The organism is Algoriphagus sp. 10J20-15, assembly GCF_055809615.1.
Genome location: NZ_JBVVUG010000012.1, coordinates 45,744 through 65,594 on the forward strand (window position 1 = coordinate 45,744; position 19,851 = coordinate 65,594).

The 19,851-nt window shown below is 40.7% G+C and carries 16 protein-coding genes and 1 pseudogene; 11 read left to right on the forward strand and 6 right to left on the reverse strand.

What is annotated here, in order from left to right:
- Nucleotides 1–51 precede the first annotated feature (51 nt).
- Nucleotides 52–276: a hypothetical protein gene (locus tag AC0L6R_RS06295; protein WP_473270427.1), complete on the forward strand. Its 225-nt coding sequence runs from the start codon at nt 52–54 to the stop codon at nt 274–276.
- 283 nt (nt 277–559) lie between these two features.
- Here the strand turns inward: AC0L6R_RS06295 and AC0L6R_RS06300 are convergent, their stop codons facing one another.
- From AC0L6R_RS06300 to AC0L6R_RS06310, 3 genes are all read right to left on the reverse strand, one after another.
- Nucleotides 560–862: a DUF4235 domain-containing protein gene (locus AC0L6R_RS06300; RefSeq protein WP_473270428.1), complete on the reverse strand. Its 303-nt coding sequence runs from the start codon at nt 860–862 to the stop codon at nt 560–562.
- A gap of 97 nt (nt 863–959) precedes the next feature.
- Nucleotides 960–1,703 (reverse strand): DUF2490 domain-containing protein, encoded by a 744-nt coding sequence (locus tag AC0L6R_RS06305; protein ID WP_473270429.1) that lies wholly within the window; start codon nt 1,701–1,703, stop codon nt 960–962.
- Between the two features lie 158 nt (nt 1,704–1,861).
- Nucleotides 1,862–2,557 carry a lysoplasmalogenase gene (locus AC0L6R_RS06310; RefSeq protein WP_283413633.1) on the reverse strand — a complete coding sequence of 232 codons (696 nt, stop codon included), beginning with the start codon at nt 2,555–2,557 and terminating at the stop codon, nt 1,862–1,864.
- A 458-nt stretch (nt 2,558–3,015) separates the two neighbouring features.
- Between AC0L6R_RS06310 and AC0L6R_RS06315 the strand changes: the two genes are divergently transcribed.
- The 10 genes and pseudogenes from AC0L6R_RS06315 (at nt 3,016) to AC0L6R_RS06360 (ending at nt 15,432) form a co-directional block, all read left to right on the forward strand.
- Entirely contained in the window at nt 3,016–3,393 is a 378-nt protein-coding gene (locus AC0L6R_RS06315) for a carboxypeptidase-like regulatory domain-containing protein (protein WP_473270430.1), read from the forward strand.
- Between the two features lies 1 nt (nt 3,394).
- The gene (locus AC0L6R_RS06320) at nt 3,395–6,238 is read left to right on the forward strand and encodes an outer membrane beta-barrel protein (protein ID WP_473270431.1); all 2,844 of its coding nucleotides are present in this window, start codon (nt 3,395–3,397) and stop codon (nt 6,236–6,238) included.
- 101 nt (nt 6,239–6,339) lie between these two features.
- Complete coding sequence (locus AC0L6R_RS06325) at nt 6,340–7,410, forward strand: DUF481 domain-containing protein (RefSeq protein WP_473270432.1); 1,071 nt, start codon at nt 6,340–6,342, stop codon at nt 7,408–7,410.
- 193 nt (nt 7,411–7,603) lie between these two features.
- Nucleotides 7,604–8,389 carry an alpha/beta fold hydrolase gene (locus AC0L6R_RS06330; RefSeq protein ID WP_283413636.1) on the forward strand — a complete coding sequence of 262 codons (786 nt, stop codon included), beginning with the start codon at nt 7,604–7,606 and terminating at the stop codon, nt 8,387–8,389.
- A gap of 17 nt (nt 8,390–8,406) precedes the next feature.
- Nucleotides 8,407–9,489 carry an efflux RND transporter periplasmic adaptor subunit gene (locus AC0L6R_RS06335; RefSeq protein WP_473270433.1) on the forward strand — a complete coding sequence of 361 codons (1,083 nt, stop codon included), beginning with the start codon at nt 8,407–8,409 and terminating at the stop codon, nt 9,487–9,489.
- Between the two features lies 1 nt (nt 9,490).
- Nucleotides 9,491–12,554: pseudogene (locus AC0L6R_RS06340) on the forward strand (efflux RND transporter permease subunit).
- The gene (locus AC0L6R_RS06345; RefSeq protein ID WP_473270434.1) at nt 12,554–13,210 is read left to right on the forward strand and encodes a TolC family protein; all 657 of its coding nucleotides are present in this window, start codon (nt 12,554–12,556) and stop codon (nt 13,208–13,210) included. The pseudogene AC0L6R_RS06340 and the gene AC0L6R_RS06345 overlap by 1 nt, the downstream one beginning before the upstream one ends.
- The gene (locus tag AC0L6R_RS06350; protein ID WP_473270435.1) at nt 13,158–13,901 is read left to right on the forward strand and encodes a TolC family protein; all 744 of its coding nucleotides are present in this window, start codon (nt 13,158–13,160) and stop codon (nt 13,899–13,901) included. The genes AC0L6R_RS06345 and AC0L6R_RS06350 overlap by 53 nt, the downstream gene beginning before the upstream one ends.
- A 135-nt stretch (nt 13,902–14,036) precedes the next feature.
- Nucleotides 14,037–15,143: an MltF family protein gene (locus AC0L6R_RS06355; protein ID WP_473270436.1), complete on the forward strand. Its 1,107-nt coding sequence runs from the start codon at nt 14,037–14,039 to the stop codon at nt 15,141–15,143.
- A 7-nt stretch (nt 15,144–15,150) separates the two neighbouring features.
- Nucleotides 15,151–15,432: a lysozyme family protein gene (locus tag AC0L6R_RS06360; RefSeq protein ID WP_473270437.1), complete on the forward strand. Its 282-nt coding sequence runs from the start codon at nt 15,151–15,153 to the stop codon at nt 15,430–15,432.
- Between the two features lie 82 nt (nt 15,433–15,514).
- Here AC0L6R_RS06360 and AC0L6R_RS06365 read toward each other — a convergent pair whose 3' ends face one another.
- The 3 genes from AC0L6R_RS06365 to AC0L6R_RS06375 all read right to left on the reverse strand — a co-directional run bounded on the left by AC0L6R_RS06365 (nt 15,515) and on the right by AC0L6R_RS06375 (nt 19,834).
- A complete protein-coding gene (locus AC0L6R_RS06365) occupies nt 15,515–15,988 on the reverse strand; it encodes a RidA family protein (RefSeq protein WP_283413641.1) in 474 nt (157 codons plus the stop codon).
- A gap of 22 nt (nt 15,989–16,010) precedes the next feature.
- A complete protein-coding gene (locus AC0L6R_RS06370; protein WP_473270438.1) occupies nt 16,011–17,324 on the reverse strand; it encodes a gluconate:H+ symporter in 1,314 nt (437 codons plus the stop codon).
- A 197-nt stretch (nt 17,325–17,521) separates the two neighbouring features.
- On the reverse strand, nt 17,522–19,834 hold the full coding sequence (locus AC0L6R_RS06375; protein WP_473270439.1) for a T9SS type A sorting domain-containing protein: 2,313 nt from the start codon (nt 19,832–19,834) through the stop codon (nt 17,522–17,524).
- Between the last annotated feature and the right edge of the window lie 17 nt (nt 19,835–19,851).

Genomic DNA, 19,851 nt, shown 5'->3' on the forward strand with positions numbered 1-19,851 from the left:
AGAAGTGAAAATTCAGGTCGAAGCAAATCGCAGGTTTGGGAGTATTGGCTAGTGTTAAGGGATTCCTTGGCGATGATTCAGGAAGAGATTGGATCTGAAGAAGCTGAAGATCAGCCCTTGACAATTTTGGGGATGAGCCTTGAGAAATTTGCAGGAGTGGTTGTTATAGGAATACTAGTATTGATTTTACTTTTCAAAGCGCTTCGCAAATTCGTCATCTTTTTGAAAGAGAGAAGAGCGGCATATTTGCATTTCGGAGGAATATTATTTCCATGAATTTAAAAAAGCGGCTCATGGGAAAGACAAAAAAACTACTACGGTCAAGCTTTATCGATGGATCGATGCCCTTGATCTGAAGGAGCCTAGTGCCGCATTTTTTGCTGAGATGTATGGTTCTGAAAGTTTGCAGAGGCAGGTAGCAACAATGGAAGCTAGATGGGGAAATGGAAATCAGTTTTCAGGTCTGGCGATCAAAGAATGGGAATTCGCACAGGCATAACTCATCTGAACCGTGGTGTGGTGGTAGATTCGGGATGGATTAATCCTTAGCCAATAAACTTTAGCGAAGATGCTTTGGTACTTGGCCATCCATTTCTTTCCACTTTTTGGTGAAAAATTTCCGCACTAATAGTTTGGCACTTATACCTACTGCCGCCGTTATCGCAGTATAAAGAACTACTTTTCCGAAGGATGCTTGATCTGTTTCTGGGTTTTTAGGCGCAGGATCTCCTGTAACAGCTTCGTATCTGTTGTCTATGGCAGCTTTTGCTAATGCAGCCACTCCTAGAGATAAGGCTGCGGATAAAATTGTGAATTTATTCTCTGATAAGTTCCATATCTCCTTTTTTCTAAAAATCTGCAAACTCTGTGCGCAAACAGTTATAGAATAATATGATTATCCGCAATGATACCAGCCACCTTAACTTTTTTGCTTGTCAGGTTGGATCACCTACGAAGACTTAGTCCACATCGTTGCTCACCATATCAAACGTCTCTCTTACTTTAGGCTGAAAGTTCCACTTCAAGGCTACGGTTGGCCCGTAATACACGTCAAATTGAGTTCCGCTGCTGCGAAGTTGCATTTGAGCAATGATCCCAGTTAATACAGTTAAGTTTTTAGTAAGTCCTGCGGAGTAATAAACCGATTGCCTTAAGATGTCAAAATGGTCTTTTGCATAATCCTTTGGAGCAAATTTGAACATGACCTCAGTGTAATAGGAAATATTGTGCGACTGGAAGATTGGATTCTCACCTTGATTCAAGTAGTGGTTTACTCCGAATCTTCCTCTTATTCTAGGGATTGTTCGCTTGATGCCATTCTTATCTTCAAAGAATTTGGTTTCAAATCTAACTTGCTCGAAAATACTTCCTTTGGGCATTTTTTGCATGTAAGTTCCCATGAGGATCAGTCGCCTTTCGAGAATTTCAGGGTTACCGGCCTCTACTATTTCATATTTCTTATTTCGGGCGTAACCCACATAAAATTTCATATGCTTGAATCCTGAATAGATCAACCAAGGTCTAACCACAAAACGCTGCACATATGCATAAGGATTTGAATTGGAATACGCGCCCTGTGATACCAATTGAAGGTCTACTTGTCCAGATATTTTCCATTTCTCCAAAAGTGGGAATGCAACATCAATCTCTGAAATTGAGGCAGGGATAAAACCTACTTCATAACCGGGCTCTGATTGAGCCATTAAGTTATTAGACAAGAAAAATTGAAGTAAAAACAAGCAGCAAGTAGTAAATACTTTGCGGACTTTCGGTTTGGTCGAGTAACTCCAGGTTTGTATCATTTTCTATTGAGAGGGAGTGTTTAGTATGCCTAGTTCTTAAATGGTAGCTATTTTTAAATCTAGGATAAAGTTGGTTTAATTAGATGTGATCGAATACCCATCACTATCATCAGCTGGGCGATAGCATAAGTGCCCATAATGATGATACCTGCATCAGGAATGGGGAGGTAAAATTTATCCAGAGCAATAACTCCATCAGAAATAAAGAAGAGAATAGCTCCAATGAATACTTGCCAAAATGAAGCTGGATTACATTTCCCATAGCGCTCTCTTGCAGTGGTTACCATACTTACTATCACTATAATGTAGATAATCACGGGGATTTTCAGTGCGCCAAGATTCGGGTTGATCATGTAAAAAGTAAAGGCCGCCAAAAAATAAACCGGGAGATTGATAAAGAAAGTCTTTACAAAGTTCACATTAAGGAGGGATTCCGGAGCTTTTTGAGCTACCTTAAATCCTATGATATAACAGACATGGGCTAGAAGGAAGGCGCCAATTCCATATATAAAAAGGTGATCCCACAAAAGTAGAATATCTCCAAGCAGGGAAAAAATTAAAGCACCTAAAATAGATTTGGATAGTAAAGTAGAGGAAATTGGTTTAGTAATTTGGTAGAAATATCCAATCAACCCCAATATAATCAGAGGTTTGGAAAAAAATCTTAGCTCTAATTTTTGCTCCAGAATAAAAGCTAAATCAATTAAAGTCGCGAATAAAAACAGGTAGAGCCAAAGGATATTTTTCTTTTTCAAATGATGGATAATTTTGAGTAATTTTTAAGAGACATAATTTTTAAATAGGGAGTTCCATATTTTCAGAATAAAATACTGTTAATATTGAGAATTTCAATTCCTAGGTGATTGAGGTTCTTCTGAAATTTTATTCTAAAATAAGTCTACTTTTCTAGGTAAAAGGAATGTGTAACAAAACTTTTTGGCCTTTTGGCAGAATATTATTCACCTTTCTATGTTAAGAAATAGTTAAAATTAGTGAAATTTGTAACGCAAAACTTAACGTTATGTACCCATAGATCATCGCGGGTGAATTTACCTTTGCAGGGAATAATTTCAAACCAGTTTATATCAAAACGTACAAATTATGAGGAAAAATTTACTTAAAATTTTGGTTTCACTCGTATTGGTAGTAATTGCCACTATTGGTGTATCCCAAGCACAAGTAACTACCAGTTCTATTGTAGGACTAGTGGTTGATGCACAAGGGGAGACACTTCCTGGAGCTGAACGTTGTCGCAACACACGTACCTTCTGGTACGCGTTATGGTGCTGTCACTAACTTAGACGGCCGATTTACCATTCCTAACATGAGAATTGGTGGTCCTTACACTATTCAAGTTAGCTTTATTGGATACCAAGCTGCTTCCTACAGCAATGTGGTTCTGAGACTAGGCGAACCTTATGCGCTTTCAGTTACGCTAAACGATGATAGTACAGAACTTGGCGAGGTGATCGTTTCTGCATCAAAATCTTCGGAATTTGATTCTAACAAAACAGGTACTTCTACAAGTATTTCTACCAAGCAGTTGACTGACCTTCCTCAGAATCAACAGATCTGTTACAGAATTTACTAGATTGACTCCTCAGGCGAATGGTACTTCTTTCGCTGGTCGTGATTCCAGATATAACAATCTTCAAGTAGATGGAGCAAACTTCAACAACGGTTTTGGATTGAGCAGTAACCCACTTCCAGGTGGAAATTCTCAACCTATTTCTTTGGATGCGATCGAGCAAATCTCTGTGAATATCGCTCCTTTTGATGTAACTCAATCTGGTTTTACTGGTGCAGGTATCAATGCTGTAACACGTAGCGGTACAAATACATTTACTGGTTCTGCTTATTTCTTCACTAAAAACCAGGACTTGCAAGGCAAGAAAATTGGTGATATTGAGCTGGAAGCAACGGATGCTGCTACAAATAACTTCGGTTTTAGACTAGGTGGTCCAATCATCAAAAACAAATTATTCTTCTTCGTCAACGCTGAAAGAGAAGTGAACACTGGAGCAAATGCTTCTGGAGCTAACCTTTGGAGAGCTTCAACAGACGGAGTTGCTGATCCAGATAATAACATTGCAAGAACTACTGTAGCTGATCTTGAAGCAGTACAAAGCCACCTGATCAATCAGTGGGGATATGATCCAGGTAGATACCAAGGATTTGCGAATGAAGCAGAACAGTTTAGCACCAAATTTTTGGCTAGAATTGACTGGAACATCAGTGACAAGCATAAGCTAGCTGTACGATACAACCAAGTAGTAGGTACTTCTCCTCAGATTACTAACGGATCTTCAGGTCCAAGACCTAGAACCCCGGGTTCTGCACAAAGAGTTAGTCAAAACTCTATGGCTTTTGAAAACGCAGCTTATGGCTTCGAAAATACAGTAAGGTCTGTTACTGCTGAATTGAACTCATATTTCAGCCCTAAGATCTCTAATCAGTTCCTAGCAACTTATTCTAAAATCCAAGATACCAGAACTACTCCAGGAGCTGAGTTCCCTATGGTGGATATCTGGGATGGCGGCGGAAGAGGTGATGGCGATGCCAATTACATGAGCTTTGGTACGGAGCTATTCTCCTATAACAACGATGTGATAAATGATAACTTCTCTTTTATCAACAACTTGACTTATACTGAAGGTCGTCATACGGTCACTGCAGGTGCAGCATTTGAGATCCAAAAATTTGGTAACTCTTTTGTAAGAATGGGTACTTCCTACTACAGATATGCTTCTGTTGAAGATTTCTTGACTACTGGTACGCCAAATGAAGTCGCACCAATTATGTTCGGTTTGACTTACCCATATGAAGGACAAGAGACTTACGCTAGAGTGAACTTTGGCTTGGCTTCTCTATACGCTCAGGACAAATTCGCTGTAAACGATCAATTGACCTTGACTCTAGGTTTAAGAGCTGAGTTACCAATTTATTTGAATGATCTTACTCCAAACGAAGCGATCAATGATCTTACTTTATTGGATACAGATTATCAGCCGAAGAATTACGATTCAGGAAGCTGGCCTAAATCCCGCGTAATGCTGTCTCCACGATTTGGATTCAACTATGACGTAATGGGTGATAGAAGCCTAATCATTAGAGGTGGTACAGGTATCTTCTCTGGTAGAGTTCCTTTCGTATGGTTGACAAATATGCCAACTGGAGCAGGTGTTTTGCAAAACACTGTTGAGCCTGGTAGTTATGGTGAGGTTGCTGGATGGATTGGAAATGTGTCTTTCCAGCCTGAGAAATACTATTACGTAGAGAACCCGCCTGCAGGTGGAGAAAATGTTTTCATCAAGAATCCTACTCAAGGTGCACCAAACTCATTTGCTTTGGTTGATACAGACTTTAGAATGCCAATGGTATGGAGATCTAGTTTAGGAGCTGATTACCAGTTGGGTGATTCTCCATTTATGTTAACTGCTGATCTCTTGTATACCAAAGACATCAATGGGGTATTCCAATTCGGAGCGAACAGAGCTATTTCTCCAAACAAAATGAATAGTGCTGGAGATGACAGAGAGGTAGTTTTACCAGGTACTAGCGTAGCTTATAACTCAGCAATGGGTGCTAATAATGCAACTATCTTGACTAACACTGAGGTGAAAGGTCATGCTGTAAGTGCAACAATCGGCCTGTCAGTTCCAGAATACAACGGCTTCTCAGGAAGTGTATTCTATACTTACTCTGCAGCAAAAGAGGTCAGCTCCAATTCCGGATCTAGTGCAAGTTCTGCATGGGGAGCTTCTCCAAACATTAACTCTCCAAATGATCAGCGTCTGAATATTTCTGACTTCGCTTTACCAAATAGGATTGTGGGTAACATGAGCTATAAAATAGAATATACAGCCACAACTATAGGCGTGTATTATACTGGTGGAAACCAAGGTAGATTGTCTTATACTTATGGAAATGATTTAAATGGAGATGGTATCAATGCTGATCTTCTATTTATTCCTGAAAACACCGCTGATTTCAACTTTGTGGATATCGTATCTAATGGTAATGTAGTTTATACTGCTCAGCAGCAAAGAGCTGCTTTTGACCAGTATGTGGCGGAAAATGACCTTGAGCAATATAGAGGTGGATATGTACCAAGAAATGCAATCATTCAGCCATGGTTGAGTAGATTTGATGTAAGAGTTCTACAGGATCTTTTCACCAATTATGGTGAGAAAAAGCACAAGGTTCAGGTGAGTTTAGATGTGGTAAACTTCGGTAACTTATTAAATAAAGACTGGGGGATTTCGCAAAGAACAAACGGAGCTCAGAACCTTCTTTCTCGCTCAGGATCTGTTAGTGCAAATCCTAATTACGTGATGAACCAAGTTTCAGGTCAATTGCCAACTTCACCGTATCAGAATGTAAGTAACTTCTCTACTACCTGGAGCATGCAGTTAGGCTTGAGATATATCTTCTAAATACAAAAAATCCATAAGTCTAAAAGCACCTCAGTCTTGGGGTGCTTTTTTTGTTTATTCTAGCTGTATTTCTTTATTTTAAGGGTTTAAATTTTACGACTATGAAAAAAGGGTTACTGTTTTTAGTATTTGTTTTAGCATTCTTTTTTGAGTCCTCTGGGCAGACAGATTCACTTTTGCTAAGTAATGGCAATCTGATTGTGGGTGAGATAAAAAGTATGGACAAAGGTGTTTTGACTATTGAGACGGATTATTCAGATTCAGATTTCAAAGTCACTTGGGGAGAAATTAGAGAAATAGCTTCCAAGACTAAATACCTTATTACACTTTCCAACGGCAAACGTTACAACGGTACGCTCAACAGCATAGATAGTCTCCGGGCTGAGATAGACACCTATGACCCGGAAAGTATACTCAGGAGTATAAGAGGTAAAAGAACGGAGACAGAGCAACCAATTGGTGGCAAAGAGCTTGTAAACCTATCGGAAATAGTCTATCTCAATGCGTTGGATGAAGGCTTCTGGAGCAGACTATCCGCTAATATTGATTTGGGATGGAGTATAACGAAAGCAAATAACCTAACTCAATTCAATATTAGATCAGGCTTAGGATACCTAGCAGATAGATGGAAAGCCAGTTCGTCCTATAATTCCCTTAGATCCACCCAAGATGAAGTAGCGGATGTCAAACGAACGGATGGAAGCTTCGCATTCAACTATTTCTTGCCCAAAGATTGGTTCTTGTTATACAACTTCACTTACCTGTCTAATACCGAGCAACTTATCAAAAGTCGAGTAGGTAATCAGATCGGTTTGGGAAAATATTTGATCCATACCAATAAAACTTACTTCGGGTTTCAGACAGGTATCAACTTAAACTCTGAATCCTATTTCGATGAAACCCCATCCAGAAATTCTGGGGAAGCTATGATAGGTGCGGAGTTGAACTTGTACGACATAGGAGACCTGACCTTACTCACCAACTTGATGGCCTATCCCAGTTTGACGGAGTCAAATCGATTCAGAACGGATTTTAAGCTTGACGTCAAATACGATTTCTTGGATGATTTCTATGTGAAGGTAGGTACCACAATGAACTTTGATAATCAGCCGATTGAAGGAGCTACAAAACTGGATTACATTTTCCAGACTACTGTAGGTTGGGAGCTTTAGACTTGACTTCTGTTCGTGTATTAAAAATGCCTGATTTCATTACTGATTTCGGGCATTTTTGAGTTGAGTATCCTGTATTTTTTCCATTGATGGCAAAGATTTGCCTTCAGTATGTTTTGTTACTTTTTCCTGTATTTACTGAGTTATTTTTGTATTCTGACAACCTTAAGAATGATCCCGAGGTTAACCTACCATGTTGTATTATAAGATATTTTCTCATTCGGTGAGTAAAGAATGGGTCGTGTTTATACATGGTGCAGGGGGATCCTCTGCGGTATGGTTTAAGCAGCTGAAGGATTTCAGGGAAAAGTATAATCTGCTACTGATAGATCTTCGGGGGCACGGCAAGTCAGCCGATCTGCCTCAGCAGATTTACAATGAGGAATATACCTTCACCGGAGTCACGAATGACGTTATTGAAGTGCTGGATCACCTGAATATTCCACCGGCTCATTTTATGGGGGTTTCTCTGGGTACAATCATAGTCAGACAGCTAGCTGAGCTAGAAAAATGGCGAGTTAAATCACTAGTATTGGCTGGCGCAGTGACTCGATTGACCGTTCAGTCCAGAATTCTGGTTACACTAGGGAGTACATTCAAGCGAGTGATTCCTTACATGTGGCTGTACAGGTTATTTGCCTTTGTGATCTTACCGAGGAAGCAGCATGCCGAATCGAGAAACTTGTTTGTCCAAGAAGCCCAAAAACTATGTCAGAAGGAATTTATTCGCTGGTTTCAGTTGACTAAAGATATAAATCCGCTTCTGAACTATTTTAAGGAATCCGATCTAGGAATCCCCACACTTTATGTAATGGGCGATCAGGATGTCATGTTTTTGGAGCCAGTCAAAAAAATTATAAAAACGCATAAAAGCTCAGTATTGAATATTTTGAAGAAATGTGGACATGTAGTGAATGTTGAAAGACCCGATGAGTTCAACAAACTTTCGCTCGCATTTATCCAAAATCAACACATTTAAGCATATTATTTTTCTCAATGAAAAAGCAAACTAAAGTCCTATTGATCATTGCAGTTATTGTGATTGCTGCTGTTGCATATTTCTACCCAAGAATGGACACCCGTAATAGTAATGATACAGGCGTCGTTTCGGTGGGTGCAGGCCCCGGTGCCCCATCTGATTTGCAGGTGAAAGTCGTAAAACTAAAGCGTGAAACCTTGAGGAATCAGCTTTCCATTACCGGTACTATTTTGCCAAATGAGTCAGTGGATCTGCGTACTGAGATTACTGGTTTGGTTACTAAGATTTCCTTTAAAGAAGGTCAATATGTAAGTAAAGGAACACCTTTACTTTACCTAAACGACGATGAGCTACAGGCTCAATTCCAACGTCTTCAGTTTACTCAAAAGCTCTTCGAAACCCAAGAAAATAGACAAAAGCAGTTGTTAGCACGTGAAGCGATTAGTCAGGAAGAGTATGATATCGTGCTCAATGAATATAATACCACACTTTCTGATTTGAAATTGGTAGAAGCTCAGCTTTCTAAAACGATCATTAGAGCTCCTTTTAATGGGATCCTGGGTTTGAGGCAGGTGAGTGAAGGCTCAGTGATAGGTACTAATGATGTGATTGCAAATTTTGTAAGCATAGACCCAATCAAAATTGAGTTTTCTGTTCCGGAGCGCTATGCCAATCAGGTTACTCTAGGCTCTCAAATTTACTTCACTAATGAATCTTCCCCAGAGGAGGAGGTAGGAAAAGTCTATGCTTTTGAGCCACAGATAGATGCTGCTACTCGTACCTTGAAATTAAGAGCAGAAAGTCCAAACAAGGATCGCAGGTATTTACCTGGAATGTTCGTAAGAATTCGTTTTGTACTGGGAGAAACTGAAGATGCGCTGATGGTGCCATCAGAATCAGTGGTTCCGGAATTGCAAGGCTATAAAGTTTTCGTAGTTGGTGCCGATAACAAAGCCGAGGAACGCTCGGTAGAAATAGGTACTCGTACAGATACGCATGTTCAAATCACTAGTGGGTTGGACGTGGGAGATCTGGTACTCACCACTGGTGTATTGCAAGCAAGGACGGGAACCCCTGTTGAATTCACACAAATCAACTAACATGTCGAGCTTATCAAATGTAAGTATCAACAGGCCAGTTTTGGCCATCGTGATGTCTCTAGTCATCATGCTTTTTGGTGCCATAGGTATTACACTTTTGGGAATAAGGGAATTTCCAAGTGTTGATCCTCCAGTTATAAATGTGCGGACAACCTACGTAGGAGCTAATGCAGATGTCATTGAAGCTCAGATCACTGAGCCGCTAGAGGAGGCAATTAACGGTATCCAGGGAATTAAATCGCTGACATCGACGAGTAATGATGGCGGAAGTAGCATCACGGTAGAATTTGACGTGGGAGCTGATCTGGAAGCTGCAGCCAATGATGTGCGTGACAAAGTTTCGGGTGCTCAGCGAAATCTTCCTCCTGATGCGGAACCTCCAGTAGTTTCCAAAGCTGATGCTGATTCGGAGCCTATCGTTTTCTTGAATGTTAAAAGCGATGAAAGAAGTCTTTTGGATCTCTCAGATATTGCAGAGAATATTTTCAAAGAAAGACTTCAGACCATACCGGGCGTGAGCCGGATTCAGATTTGGGGTGAAAAAGAATATGCGATACGTCTGAGGATGGACCCGCTAAAGATGGCTTCTTATGGAGTTACTCCACTAGATGTGCTTTCCAAAGTGCAAAGTGAGAACGTCGAATTGCCCTCCGGGAAAATTGAAGGAGAGACGATTGAGCTGTCTGTTCGAACAAAAAGTAGATTGAGTAGCCCTCAGGAATTCAATGATCTGATCATAAAAGAGGATCAAAACAACATCGTGCGTTTTCAGGATGTAGGGGAAGCAGAGTTGGCTGCCCTAAATGAACGCAGTATTTTGAAGCGTGACGGTGTACCTATGGTGGGTATAGTGTTGGTGCCACTTCCTGGATCTAACAGTATAGAAATTGCTGATGAATTCTATAGGAGATTGGAATTTATCAAAAAAGATTTGCCATCTGATGTTGGGTTAGAAATTGGATTTGATAAGACTAACTTTATACGAAGCTCCATATCCGAAGTAAAGGAGACGATTATTACAGCCTTCGTACTTGTTGTAGCCATCATCTTCCTGTTCTCTGAGAGATTGGCGAACTACTTTTATTCCAGTTCTGACAATACCGATCTCTCTAATTGGAGTATTCTTTGTCATGTACCTGATGGACTTTTCTATCAATGTACTTACGCTCTTGGGGATTGTACTTTCGATTGGACTCGTGGTCGATGATGCGATCGTAGTATTAGAGAATATTTACTCCCGTATTGAAAAAGGAGAAAATCCACAACAAGCAGCCGAAAAAGGCTCTGAGGAGATTTTCTTTGCGGTAATTGCTACTACAGTGGCGTTAGCAGCAGTATTTCTTCCAGTGATCTTCTTAACGGGTACAACTGGCCGACTTTTTAGAGAATTCGGTGTAGTAGTTGCCGGCGCCGTGATCATCTCTTCTTTTGTGGCGTTGACGATGACTCCCATGTTGAGTTCAAAACTTCTCAAGAAAAGAGAGAAGCATAATGCCTTTTACAATTTTACCGAACCCGGCTTTGTGTGGATAAATGACAAATATGATCGAGCACTCGCCTGGTTTATGCAATTTCGTTGGGTGTCATTTTTATTGGTAGGTTTTATGGGATTTGGCATTTATTGGCTCTTTAACGAGATTCCAACCGAACTTGCACCTACAGAAGATAGAGGTGAAATCGTAATCAGAATGTCAGGTCCAGAGGGGGCTACTTTTGGATATATGGATCGTGTAATTGACCAAATGGTAGCTGATTTTGGCGAGGATTACCCTAAAGACGAGGTGAGAGGCATGGTGTCAGTTACCTCTCCCGGTTTTGGGTCTTCAAGTACAAATTCAGGTTTCATGCGATTTATTTTAACAGACGCTGAAGACAGAGAAAAAACCCAAGGTGAATATTTCAATGAAATAAATCAAAAGCTTAAACAGTATACCGGAGTAAGAGCTTTTGCTTCTCAAGCACAATCCATCGGGAATAGCCGTGGAGGTCTTCCTGTTCAGTATGTTTTGCAGGCGCCAACACTTGATAAATTGAAGGAAGTGATACCTACTTTCATGGAAGAGGTAGGCAAAAGCCCTGTGTTTATTTTCTCTGATATCAACTTGAAGTTTACCAAACCTGAGCTTGAAATCGAGATAGATAGAGAGAAATCAAGAAATATTGGCGTGTCAATTCAAGAAATCGCCAGGACATTACAGCTATCTTATTCAGGACAAAGATTCGCCTATTTTATCAAAAATGGTAAGCAATACCAGGTAGTTGGAGAGATGAGGTTGGAAGATAGAAATGAACCTATAAATCTAAGAATGTTATATGTCCGCGCAGAGAATGGCTCGTTGGTTCAGCTGGACAACCTAGTCACTGTCACAGAGAAAAGCACTCCGCCTCAATTGTATAGATTTAATAGATTTGTTGCGGGTACTGTTTCTGCCAATTTAGCCGAAGGATATACCATTGGTGACGGGTTGGATGAAATGGACCGTATAGCTGATGAGGTATTGGATGGCTCATTTACTACCGATGTGTCAGGTCCTTCCAAGGAATTTAGAGAAAGCTCAAACAGCTTATTATTCGCATTCCTTTTCGCGTTGATCCTGATTTATTTGGTGCTTTCAGCACAATTTGAAAGCTTCTTAGATCCACTTACCATCATGTTTACGGTGCCACTCGCAATCTTTGGCGCACTGCTTACTTTATGGTCATTTGGGTTTACGCTGAATATTTTCAGTCAGATTGGTATTATTATGCTGATAGGTCTGGTGACTAAAAATGGTATTTTGATAGTAGAATTCGCCAATCAACGAAAAGCCACCGGAATGTCAGTTCATGAGGCGATTTTTGGAGCAGCAGTGGCTAGATTCAGACCGATTTTGATGACTAGTTTGTCTACCATTTTGGGAATTTTACCTATTGCACTTGGGTTAGGTGCAGGTGCTGAAAGTAGAGTTCCAATGGGCGCTGCCGTTATTGGTGGTTTGACCTTTGCGACTATATTGACCCTTTTTGTGATCCCAGCAATTTATACTTATCTCACTTCCAAAGAAGGAAGATTAGCCAGAATTTAATGAAGAATCTTAGCCTATTGCTCTTACTGAGTATTGTTGGAACAAACCTATTTGCACAAAGTAGCGAATCTCTGGATTTGGAGAAAGCGATAACTATTGGTTTGGAGAAAAATCTAGATATTAAAATCGCAGTGGAAACTGTGGAGATTCAGGAGGGAAATCAGCGAATTGGAACTGGAGATTATTTGATGCCGATTGTTGACGCTACCTATACCCGGACTTTTAGTAATGAAGATGTGGAGCAGGTATTTGCCACAGATCCTAACCCAAGAACGATTGACAATGCGAAATCCAGATCTAAGAATTTTAGCGTAGTCGGCATTTATGGATTTCGACCTGAGAGCTTTATTGTACTGAAACGACTTGGTGTCTTGACAGAAATCTCCGAATTGGATGCTAAGATCGCGGTAGAAAATACCGTAGCTAATATTTCATCGGCATACTATAGATTAGTACTGGAGCTGCAGCGGCAAAAAGTTTTGAAGCGCACCTTGGATTTGAGTAAGGCTAGATTGGATATAGCTGAGGCTCAATATTCCTTGGGAGGAGCGGGTAAACGCGACTTTCTCACTGCAGAAGTTCGATTACAATTCCGATTTGAGCTTGCTGCTAGGACAGGAGCAGGTCATCCAAAATGCCCGTGTGAATCTAAATGAACTGATGGCGTTGAATCCTGAAGAGCAGTTTATGATCAATGATACCATCACAGTAGGTGAACCCTTACTTTTACAGGATCTGGTAGAAAATGCATTCTTAGAAAATAAAACCTACCTTATTGCTCAGCGCCAAGAAAATGTCGCCTTCCTACAATTGAAAGAATTGCGGGCTAGTAGGCTTCCAGTTATTAATTTGAATGCCACCTATGCAACCAATACTTCCAATTCTGACGCGGGAATTCTTACTCAAAATCAACGCTCTGGATTCAATTATGGGGGAAATATTGCTTTAAATGTTTTCAACGGGTTTACCCTGAATAGAAGGATTCAGAATGCCAAGGTACAGCAGAAGATTCAAGGTTTTGCTGTAGATCAATATGAGATCCAACTTCGATCTGATATTCATAGGGCTTTTAATACCTATACCACTAATCGCAATCTACTGGAGGTGGAGCAGAAGAATTATGCTGTTGCGAAAGAAAGCTCCGAAATCGCTTTAGAAAGGTTCCGATTGGGAATTGCCTCCTATTTGGAATTTAGAGATGCACAGGTGAATTTGCTTACAGCTGAAAACCGTTTGATTACATCTATTTATAATATTAAAGAGCAGGAAATCGAATTGAGACGCCTGTCCGGGAAGATTTTCTTCGATAATAGTTTTGAGGAATTAGACCTGCCTACAGAAGATTAATACTGAAACGAAGGCTATTACGATAGTCTTCGTTTTATTATTTGCTTTTTTTAACGAAATGCTTATTTTTTCCTTTGGCATAGCATTTGCCAAATGGGCTTTCGTGTAACATCCAGAGTCTTACGACTCTACTGAATGAAAAAAGCAATAATTCTATTTTCCTCCCTTTTAATCCTTCTCCTCTTTGGTGTGCAATGCACTTTTATTGAGAAGCATTTTGGGCCTATTTCCAAGGAAGATGCATACGTACTTGACCTTCCAGGAATTCAGAATAGGGGATTTATTCGAGCTGCGGTGGATAATAATTCAACAGGTTACTATATCTACCGAGGACGAAGAATGGGCTACGAATATGAGTTGCTACGTGACCTTGCTAAGCGATTGAATGTTCAGTTGCACCTAGTATTGGTTTCAGATATTGATCGAGCCTTCGATTATTTACAGGAGGGGAAAGTGGATTTAATTGCCATGAACCTTGAAAAAAGCATAGAACGCTCCGAGAAAACTTCCTTCTCTCTTCCCCTTGGGAAAATGAATACAGTTCTGGTGGGAAATGAAAATTCCGGCAAAATCACTTCTTGGGATCAACTCGCTTCTGATACAATCTATGTACGGGAGGGTGCAGTGTACAAAAGTCAACTGTGCAATCTTAAAGATTCTCTTCAATTAAAATATACTATTATTCCAACCCCTGATCACGAAGAAACACTTATTGATAAAGTGGCAGAAGGTGAAATAAAATGGACCATAGCTGATCAAAATATTGCTCAAGCCAATGCTACTTATTATGGAGGTTTAGATATCTCATGGAAAGTGCAAAAGGAAGGAGATGTGTCTTGGGTAGTGCGGGAAAATGCTCCAAAACTCCTTGTTTCATTGAATAAGTGGTTGGAAGAAAAGCAAAAGAGATTTATTCCAGACCTCTATGCCAAGTACTTCCTGAATTCTAAGAATAGTTATTTCAGGAGCAACAGTCCATTTTCTTCCTTAGCGGGCAATCAGATTTCTGTTTACGATGAGATAATCAAAGGTGGTGCTGAACAGTTAGGTTGGGATTGGCGCTTGCTCGCTTCGTTGGTTTACAAGGAGTCGAGATTTGATACGGTAGCTACTTCTTATGCTGGTGCGAAAGGCTTACTGCAGCTGATGCCAGTTACATTAGAAAGATTCGGAGTGGAAAATCCAAATGATCCAGCCCAGTCACTAATGGGAGGGGTTCGGTACTTAAGATACCCTGGATAAGTTCTGGATGGAAAGAGTTCCCGATACTTCAGAGCGATTGAAATTTGTTTTGGCTTCCTACAATATCGGTCATGGTCATGTAGAAGATGCTTGGCGATTGACGCTGAAGTATGGTAAAAACACTCAGTCTTGGTCATCGGTTTCTGAGTTTTTAGAGCTAAAAAGCGATCCCGATTATTACCGGGATCCTATAGTCAAAAGTGGCTTTGCCAAAGGACATCTGGCAGTGAATTACGTGAAGGACGTCATGAGCGTGTTCGAATCCTATAAAGCGCTGGTGCAGCCTTAAGCACCTTCCTAAAGCTTTCCCGCCTTGGTCTGTGTCACCCAGACCATTCTAAACTGGGATTCAAAAGGTGACAAATGAAGCCTTATGCTCCTTCGTGTAGCTCAAACATAGCTTCTACTTCTACAGGTATATTTCCTGGCAAGGAGCCCATTCCCACAGCAGATCTTACTCCTACACCATTTTCTTCACCCCAGACCTGCATGAATAATTCACTGCAGCCATTGATTACATAAGGATGTCGCTCGAAGGAGGAGTCGCAGTTTACCATTCCTAGTACTTTGATCACACGCTTCACTCGATTCAGTGAACCTAGATTGGCTTTAATAGTTGCCAGCATCGCAAGTCCAACTTGGCGGGCTGCAAGTTTTCCGGCTTCTATATCCATATCTACGCCTATTCTTCCCATGATCAAACTGCCATCTTCTTGTACAGTACCATGGCCGGAGAGATACAAGTATTTGCCATCGATTAGGCATGGTTTGTAAACACCCAGCGGCTTTGGTGCTGGTGGAAGGTTTAGACCAAGTTTGGTGAAGTTGCTTTCAGGAGTTTCCATATTAGGAGTGTTTTTTAATTTTTTATACAAAAATGTCCAAGATCAGGACACCGGCCAAACCAGCCACAGCTACAATTGTTTCCATCAAGGACCATGATTTGATGGTGTCTTTGATACTTACATTGAAAAACTCCTTATACATCCAAAATCCTGCATCGTTGAAATGGGAAAACATCAGACTTCCTGCCCCTATGGAAAGAACCAGAAGATTTGGATCCACATTCATGGTGGTTATTAAAGGAGCGATTATTCCTGCAGTGGTAAGCCCTGCTACTGTAGCTGATCCTACGCAAACCCGGATAATTGCAGTAATAATCCAAGCCAAAATCAATGGATGAATATCCCAACTTTGAAGTCCTTCTGCAATCACTAAGCTTACACCTGTATCAGTAAAAATCTGTTTCAAAGCACCCGCGCCAGCTACGATCAGTAAAATCATTGCGATGTCTTTGGTAGCTACCGTATAGAGATCCATGATTTTCTTCATGGTGAAATTGCGCTTAAGCCCAAGCGTAAACGTAGCAATCAAGACAGAAATCAACATTACTATTCCTGGATCAGCTACAAAAGCAATCACTGGCGCTAAGCTGCTTTCTTTGGGAATATTTAAGTTTAGTGCAGTGGTCCCTACAAGTAAAACAACGGGTAGCAATGCGGTGAAAAAGCTGTTCGCTGTTGAAGGCAACTCAGATTCAGGCTTTGTCTCTGCCTGAAAAGTCTTAAGCGGTTCTGCTTTCATATTCTTCAGCGTTCTTGCGAAAAGAGGTCCTGCAAGAGCAATAGTCGGAATTGCAATTAAAAAGCCGTAGAACAGCGTCAAGCCCATATTGGCGTCAAACTGTGCAACCAAAGCAGCCGGAGAGGGATGTGGAGGAAGGAAACCATGTGTCACCGAAAGCGCCGCCAATAAGGGAATTCCCACATACACTGCTGAGATTTTATATTGATAAGCTACGGTGAAAGCCAGAGGGACCAGGAGCACAAAACCAACATTGTAGAATAGGGGAATGCCCACTACCAAACCGGTGATAGCCATAGCCCAGGTAATGTGTTTTTGGCCGAAGATCTTCATCAGGAAGCCTGCGATACGCTGCGCGGCACCGGATTCTGCAACCAACTTGCCCAACATGGCGCCCATCACAATTACGATCACCAAGTCTCCGAGCAAGCCACCCATACCACGCTGCACAGATCCGGCAATCTGATCTGCCGGAAGACCAAGCAGAAAGCCTGCAGAGATGGAAGCGATCAGAAATGCCAAGAATGGATTGAGCTTAGCCCATACAATCAGCAGCACAAGGATCGCTATGCTGAGCAGTACTAGAAGAATGGTCATAGGAATAGGTTGGGTTTAGCCGACTAAGATAAAAAACATTGGCGAATAAGAGTTTTACAATAGGAGATTGTTGCCAGTAGAGAAACAGAGTACAAATTGGTCTGTGATCAGTCGCAGAGATCAGTCTCGGAAGGGCTTATTTATTGAACTGTTCGGAACTATAAATTGGACTTTTGCTTTTGACGGAACGCTCAGGACTATTTCTTAACCCATCTAGTTTGAAGAGATTTTACTGAATTAGAAAAAGTAACAAAATAAAACCCCGGCTTCAAAAGCTGTAGTTCTTCGGTGAATTTGATTTCACTATAGCCAAATGATGAAATTAAAACTCCCTGAGTCGAGTAAATGAAGACTTGAGTATTTTCAGCATTATAGCTTTCAGGCAGTATAACTCGGATGCTGCCACTGGAATGAGGGTTTGGAAAAATTGAGAATTGATCATTAAGGTTACCCGAGAGCTTGTCTAATCTTACAACCTTGCTCCAAGATGATTGGCCTGAAAGGTCTATCAGTCTAATTTGATAATAAGTTGTGACAGGAGTTGATAAGCTAATGTCAGAGAAAGAATAGAAGGCAGGAGAGTCTGAATTGCCTTGACTGGGCACTTCGCCGATTTTTTCCCATTTGGTCAAAGGGGAATCAGATCTGTAGATTTCAAATTTCTCATTCTCATTCTCACTTGCCACCGACCAGGTGATATGTTTTATGTTTTCTTTGAAACTTACAGAAAGTGAAAGCCAGGTGACAGGAAGAATACTCAATGTTCGGAAACTGCCTACTGTGAAGTTTTTACCTGGCAGATCGTCAAATGTTAGGTTTCTAATAGCCCAAAGGTTAGTTGCATCGGAACTTTCTATATGAATTCCCGGAGCTGCATAACCCGTACACACCAGTCTAAGATCTTCCGGCTCATCGACGATTAAGTTTTGCGCTGATATTCGTAATTCAAGTGGGTTAGTGCTCGTATTTAACCCCGAAAAATTGAAGTAACTAAATAACCTATAGAGAATTGGAGTGCCGTCCAAATCATTGAAACTTGGATTGAAATCTGCTCCTTTATATTCAGTGTAGTTGATTGTGAGATTTCCACCCGCATTTATGCCAAGTAATTGCACTTTTCGGATACCTCCATGATATCGATCGCCAAAGGGAAAGGAGCCATTCGTAGCAGTAAAAGTTATAGGAACATTCGCATAGGTAAAAGATGATAAGTTTTCCCAAGAACCAGCTTGATAATTCAATACTCCAGAGTTTGAGGTGTTGATGCTGAGGCTGTTATTTTGGAAATCCAGTTTGCCGTCAAGCATGGTGAGGTTTCGAAGTACGTTAATGTTTTGATCTAACTTGACCTTACCGTCTGATTTATTGATAGTTAAATCCTGAGGGCTAAAAGCAAATCCCACAATTTCCTGATCGTCAGTTCCTGAAAAAGTAAGGTGTGAATTGTTGGTCAGAAATTGACCTGAACCCATGCGAGACAAATCTCCTGTGATTGTCAAAGTGGAGGGGAATTGGACATTTTGTAATCCTTGTATTTCTATATGGTGAAAAGATGATAGGGTACCTGCATCTGCGAAAGTAGGTGCTAGAATGGACTTGGCGGATGATCCCCCTCTGAATATCACTTTTCCGTCCATTCGGAAATTTGCTGCTTCAATTCTGGGGCTCGTGCCTTCTAGGATCAACTCTCCACCAGTTTTGAGTTCGAAAAGTAAAGCACTAACAGATCCTGAAATTGATCTGGCAATGATGTTTTCATTACACTCGGAAATGAACTTTCCATTTGATTCAATAAGGAAATCACCAAAAGCGCCTGGGGGATAATAGCTTGTTTCTGTATTAAACGAGAGAGATGAACAAAAATTAGGCATAACTGAAGTGTCTAATTTCTGGTGTAAAGTTCCAGAACGAACTATGAATTTTACAGCTTTGAATGGTTCTTCAATTGTCAAAATAACCCCAGGTCCAGGGTCAAATATCACTGTATACCTACTCTGGGTGGTAAAGCCACTCCATGCGTTTTTAGGAATAATTATTCTTGAATTCCCCTTAAAAGTAAGTGTACTTGTAATGGAATTGCCTATCCAGTTTTGACTGTTCCATGTTCCACTTGGACTTCCCGGTGCAGCACCTGAGAATGCTTGAAGAGATCCATAAATATTAATATTTCTGCCATTGATATTCAATTTTTCTCCTGCTCCTGTTTCAGCATTGATAAAGAGACTTTTTACTTCTTCATTACCAGTCAAGGTAACTTTATGATTCTTATCAATATAAATATCATTCGTCTGACTGGGCTTTACTGATGCTGCAGTCCAAATTGCTCCATCATATATTTGCCAGATAGAAACCGTACTAAAATTTCCAGATGCAATCGTACGATATGAGCCTGTTTCTTGGCAAAGGCAAAGGTTGAACCAAAGGCAATAAAGTGTAACTGCCGAGAATATGAAGTATATTCGGCATTGAAAAAGTGCCTTCCAGGCCAACGTTTTGCCCCGTGTTTTCATTTTAAAAAGTATTCTGA

What these genes read in the sequence shown, in the direction of transcription:
- AC0L6R_RS06365 (WP_283413641.1), bottom strand. Translation starts at nt 15,988, where the DNA reads ATGGAAACTCCTGAAAGCAACTTCACCAAACTTGGTCTAAACCTTCCA.
- AC0L6R_RS06370 (WP_473270438.1), bottom strand. Translation starts at nt 17,324, where the DNA reads ATGACCATTCTTCTAGTACTGCTCAGCATAGCGATCCTTGTGCTGCTG.
- AC0L6R_RS06375 (WP_473270439.1), bottom strand. Translation starts at nt 19,834, where the DNA reads ATGAAAACACGGGGCAAAACGTTGGCCTGGAAGGCACTTTTTCAATGC.
- AC0L6R_RS06330 (WP_283413636.1), top strand. Translation starts at nt 7,604, where the DNA reads ATGTTGTATTATAAGATATTTTCTCATTCGGTGAGTAAAGAATGGGTC.
- AC0L6R_RS06305 (WP_473270429.1), bottom strand. Translation starts at nt 1,703, where the DNA reads ATGGCTCAATCAGAGCCCGGTTATGAAGTAGGTTTTATCCCTGCCTCA.
- AC0L6R_RS06345 (WP_473270434.1), top strand. Translation starts at nt 12,554, where the DNA reads ATGAAGAATCTTAGCCTATTGCTCTTACTGAGTATTGTTGGAACAAAC.
- AC0L6R_RS06335 (WP_473270433.1), top strand. Translation starts at nt 8,407, where the DNA reads ATGAAAAAGCAAACTAAAGTCCTATTGATCATTGCAGTTATTGTGATT.
- AC0L6R_RS06315 (WP_473270430.1), top strand. Translation starts at nt 3,016, where the DNA reads ATGCACAAGGGGAGACACTTCCTGGAGCTGAACGTTGTCGCAACACAC.
- AC0L6R_RS06325 (WP_473270432.1), top strand. Translation starts at nt 6,340, where the DNA reads ATGAAAAAAGGGTTACTGTTTTTAGTATTTGTTTTAGCATTCTTTTTT.
- AC0L6R_RS06360 (WP_473270437.1), top strand. Translation starts at nt 15,151, where the DNA reads ATGGAAAGAGTTCCCGATACTTCAGAGCGATTGAAATTTGTTTTGGCT.
- AC0L6R_RS06355 (WP_473270436.1), top strand. Translation starts at nt 14,037, where the DNA reads ATGAAAAAAGCAATAATTCTATTTTCCTCCCTTTTAATCCTTCTCCTC.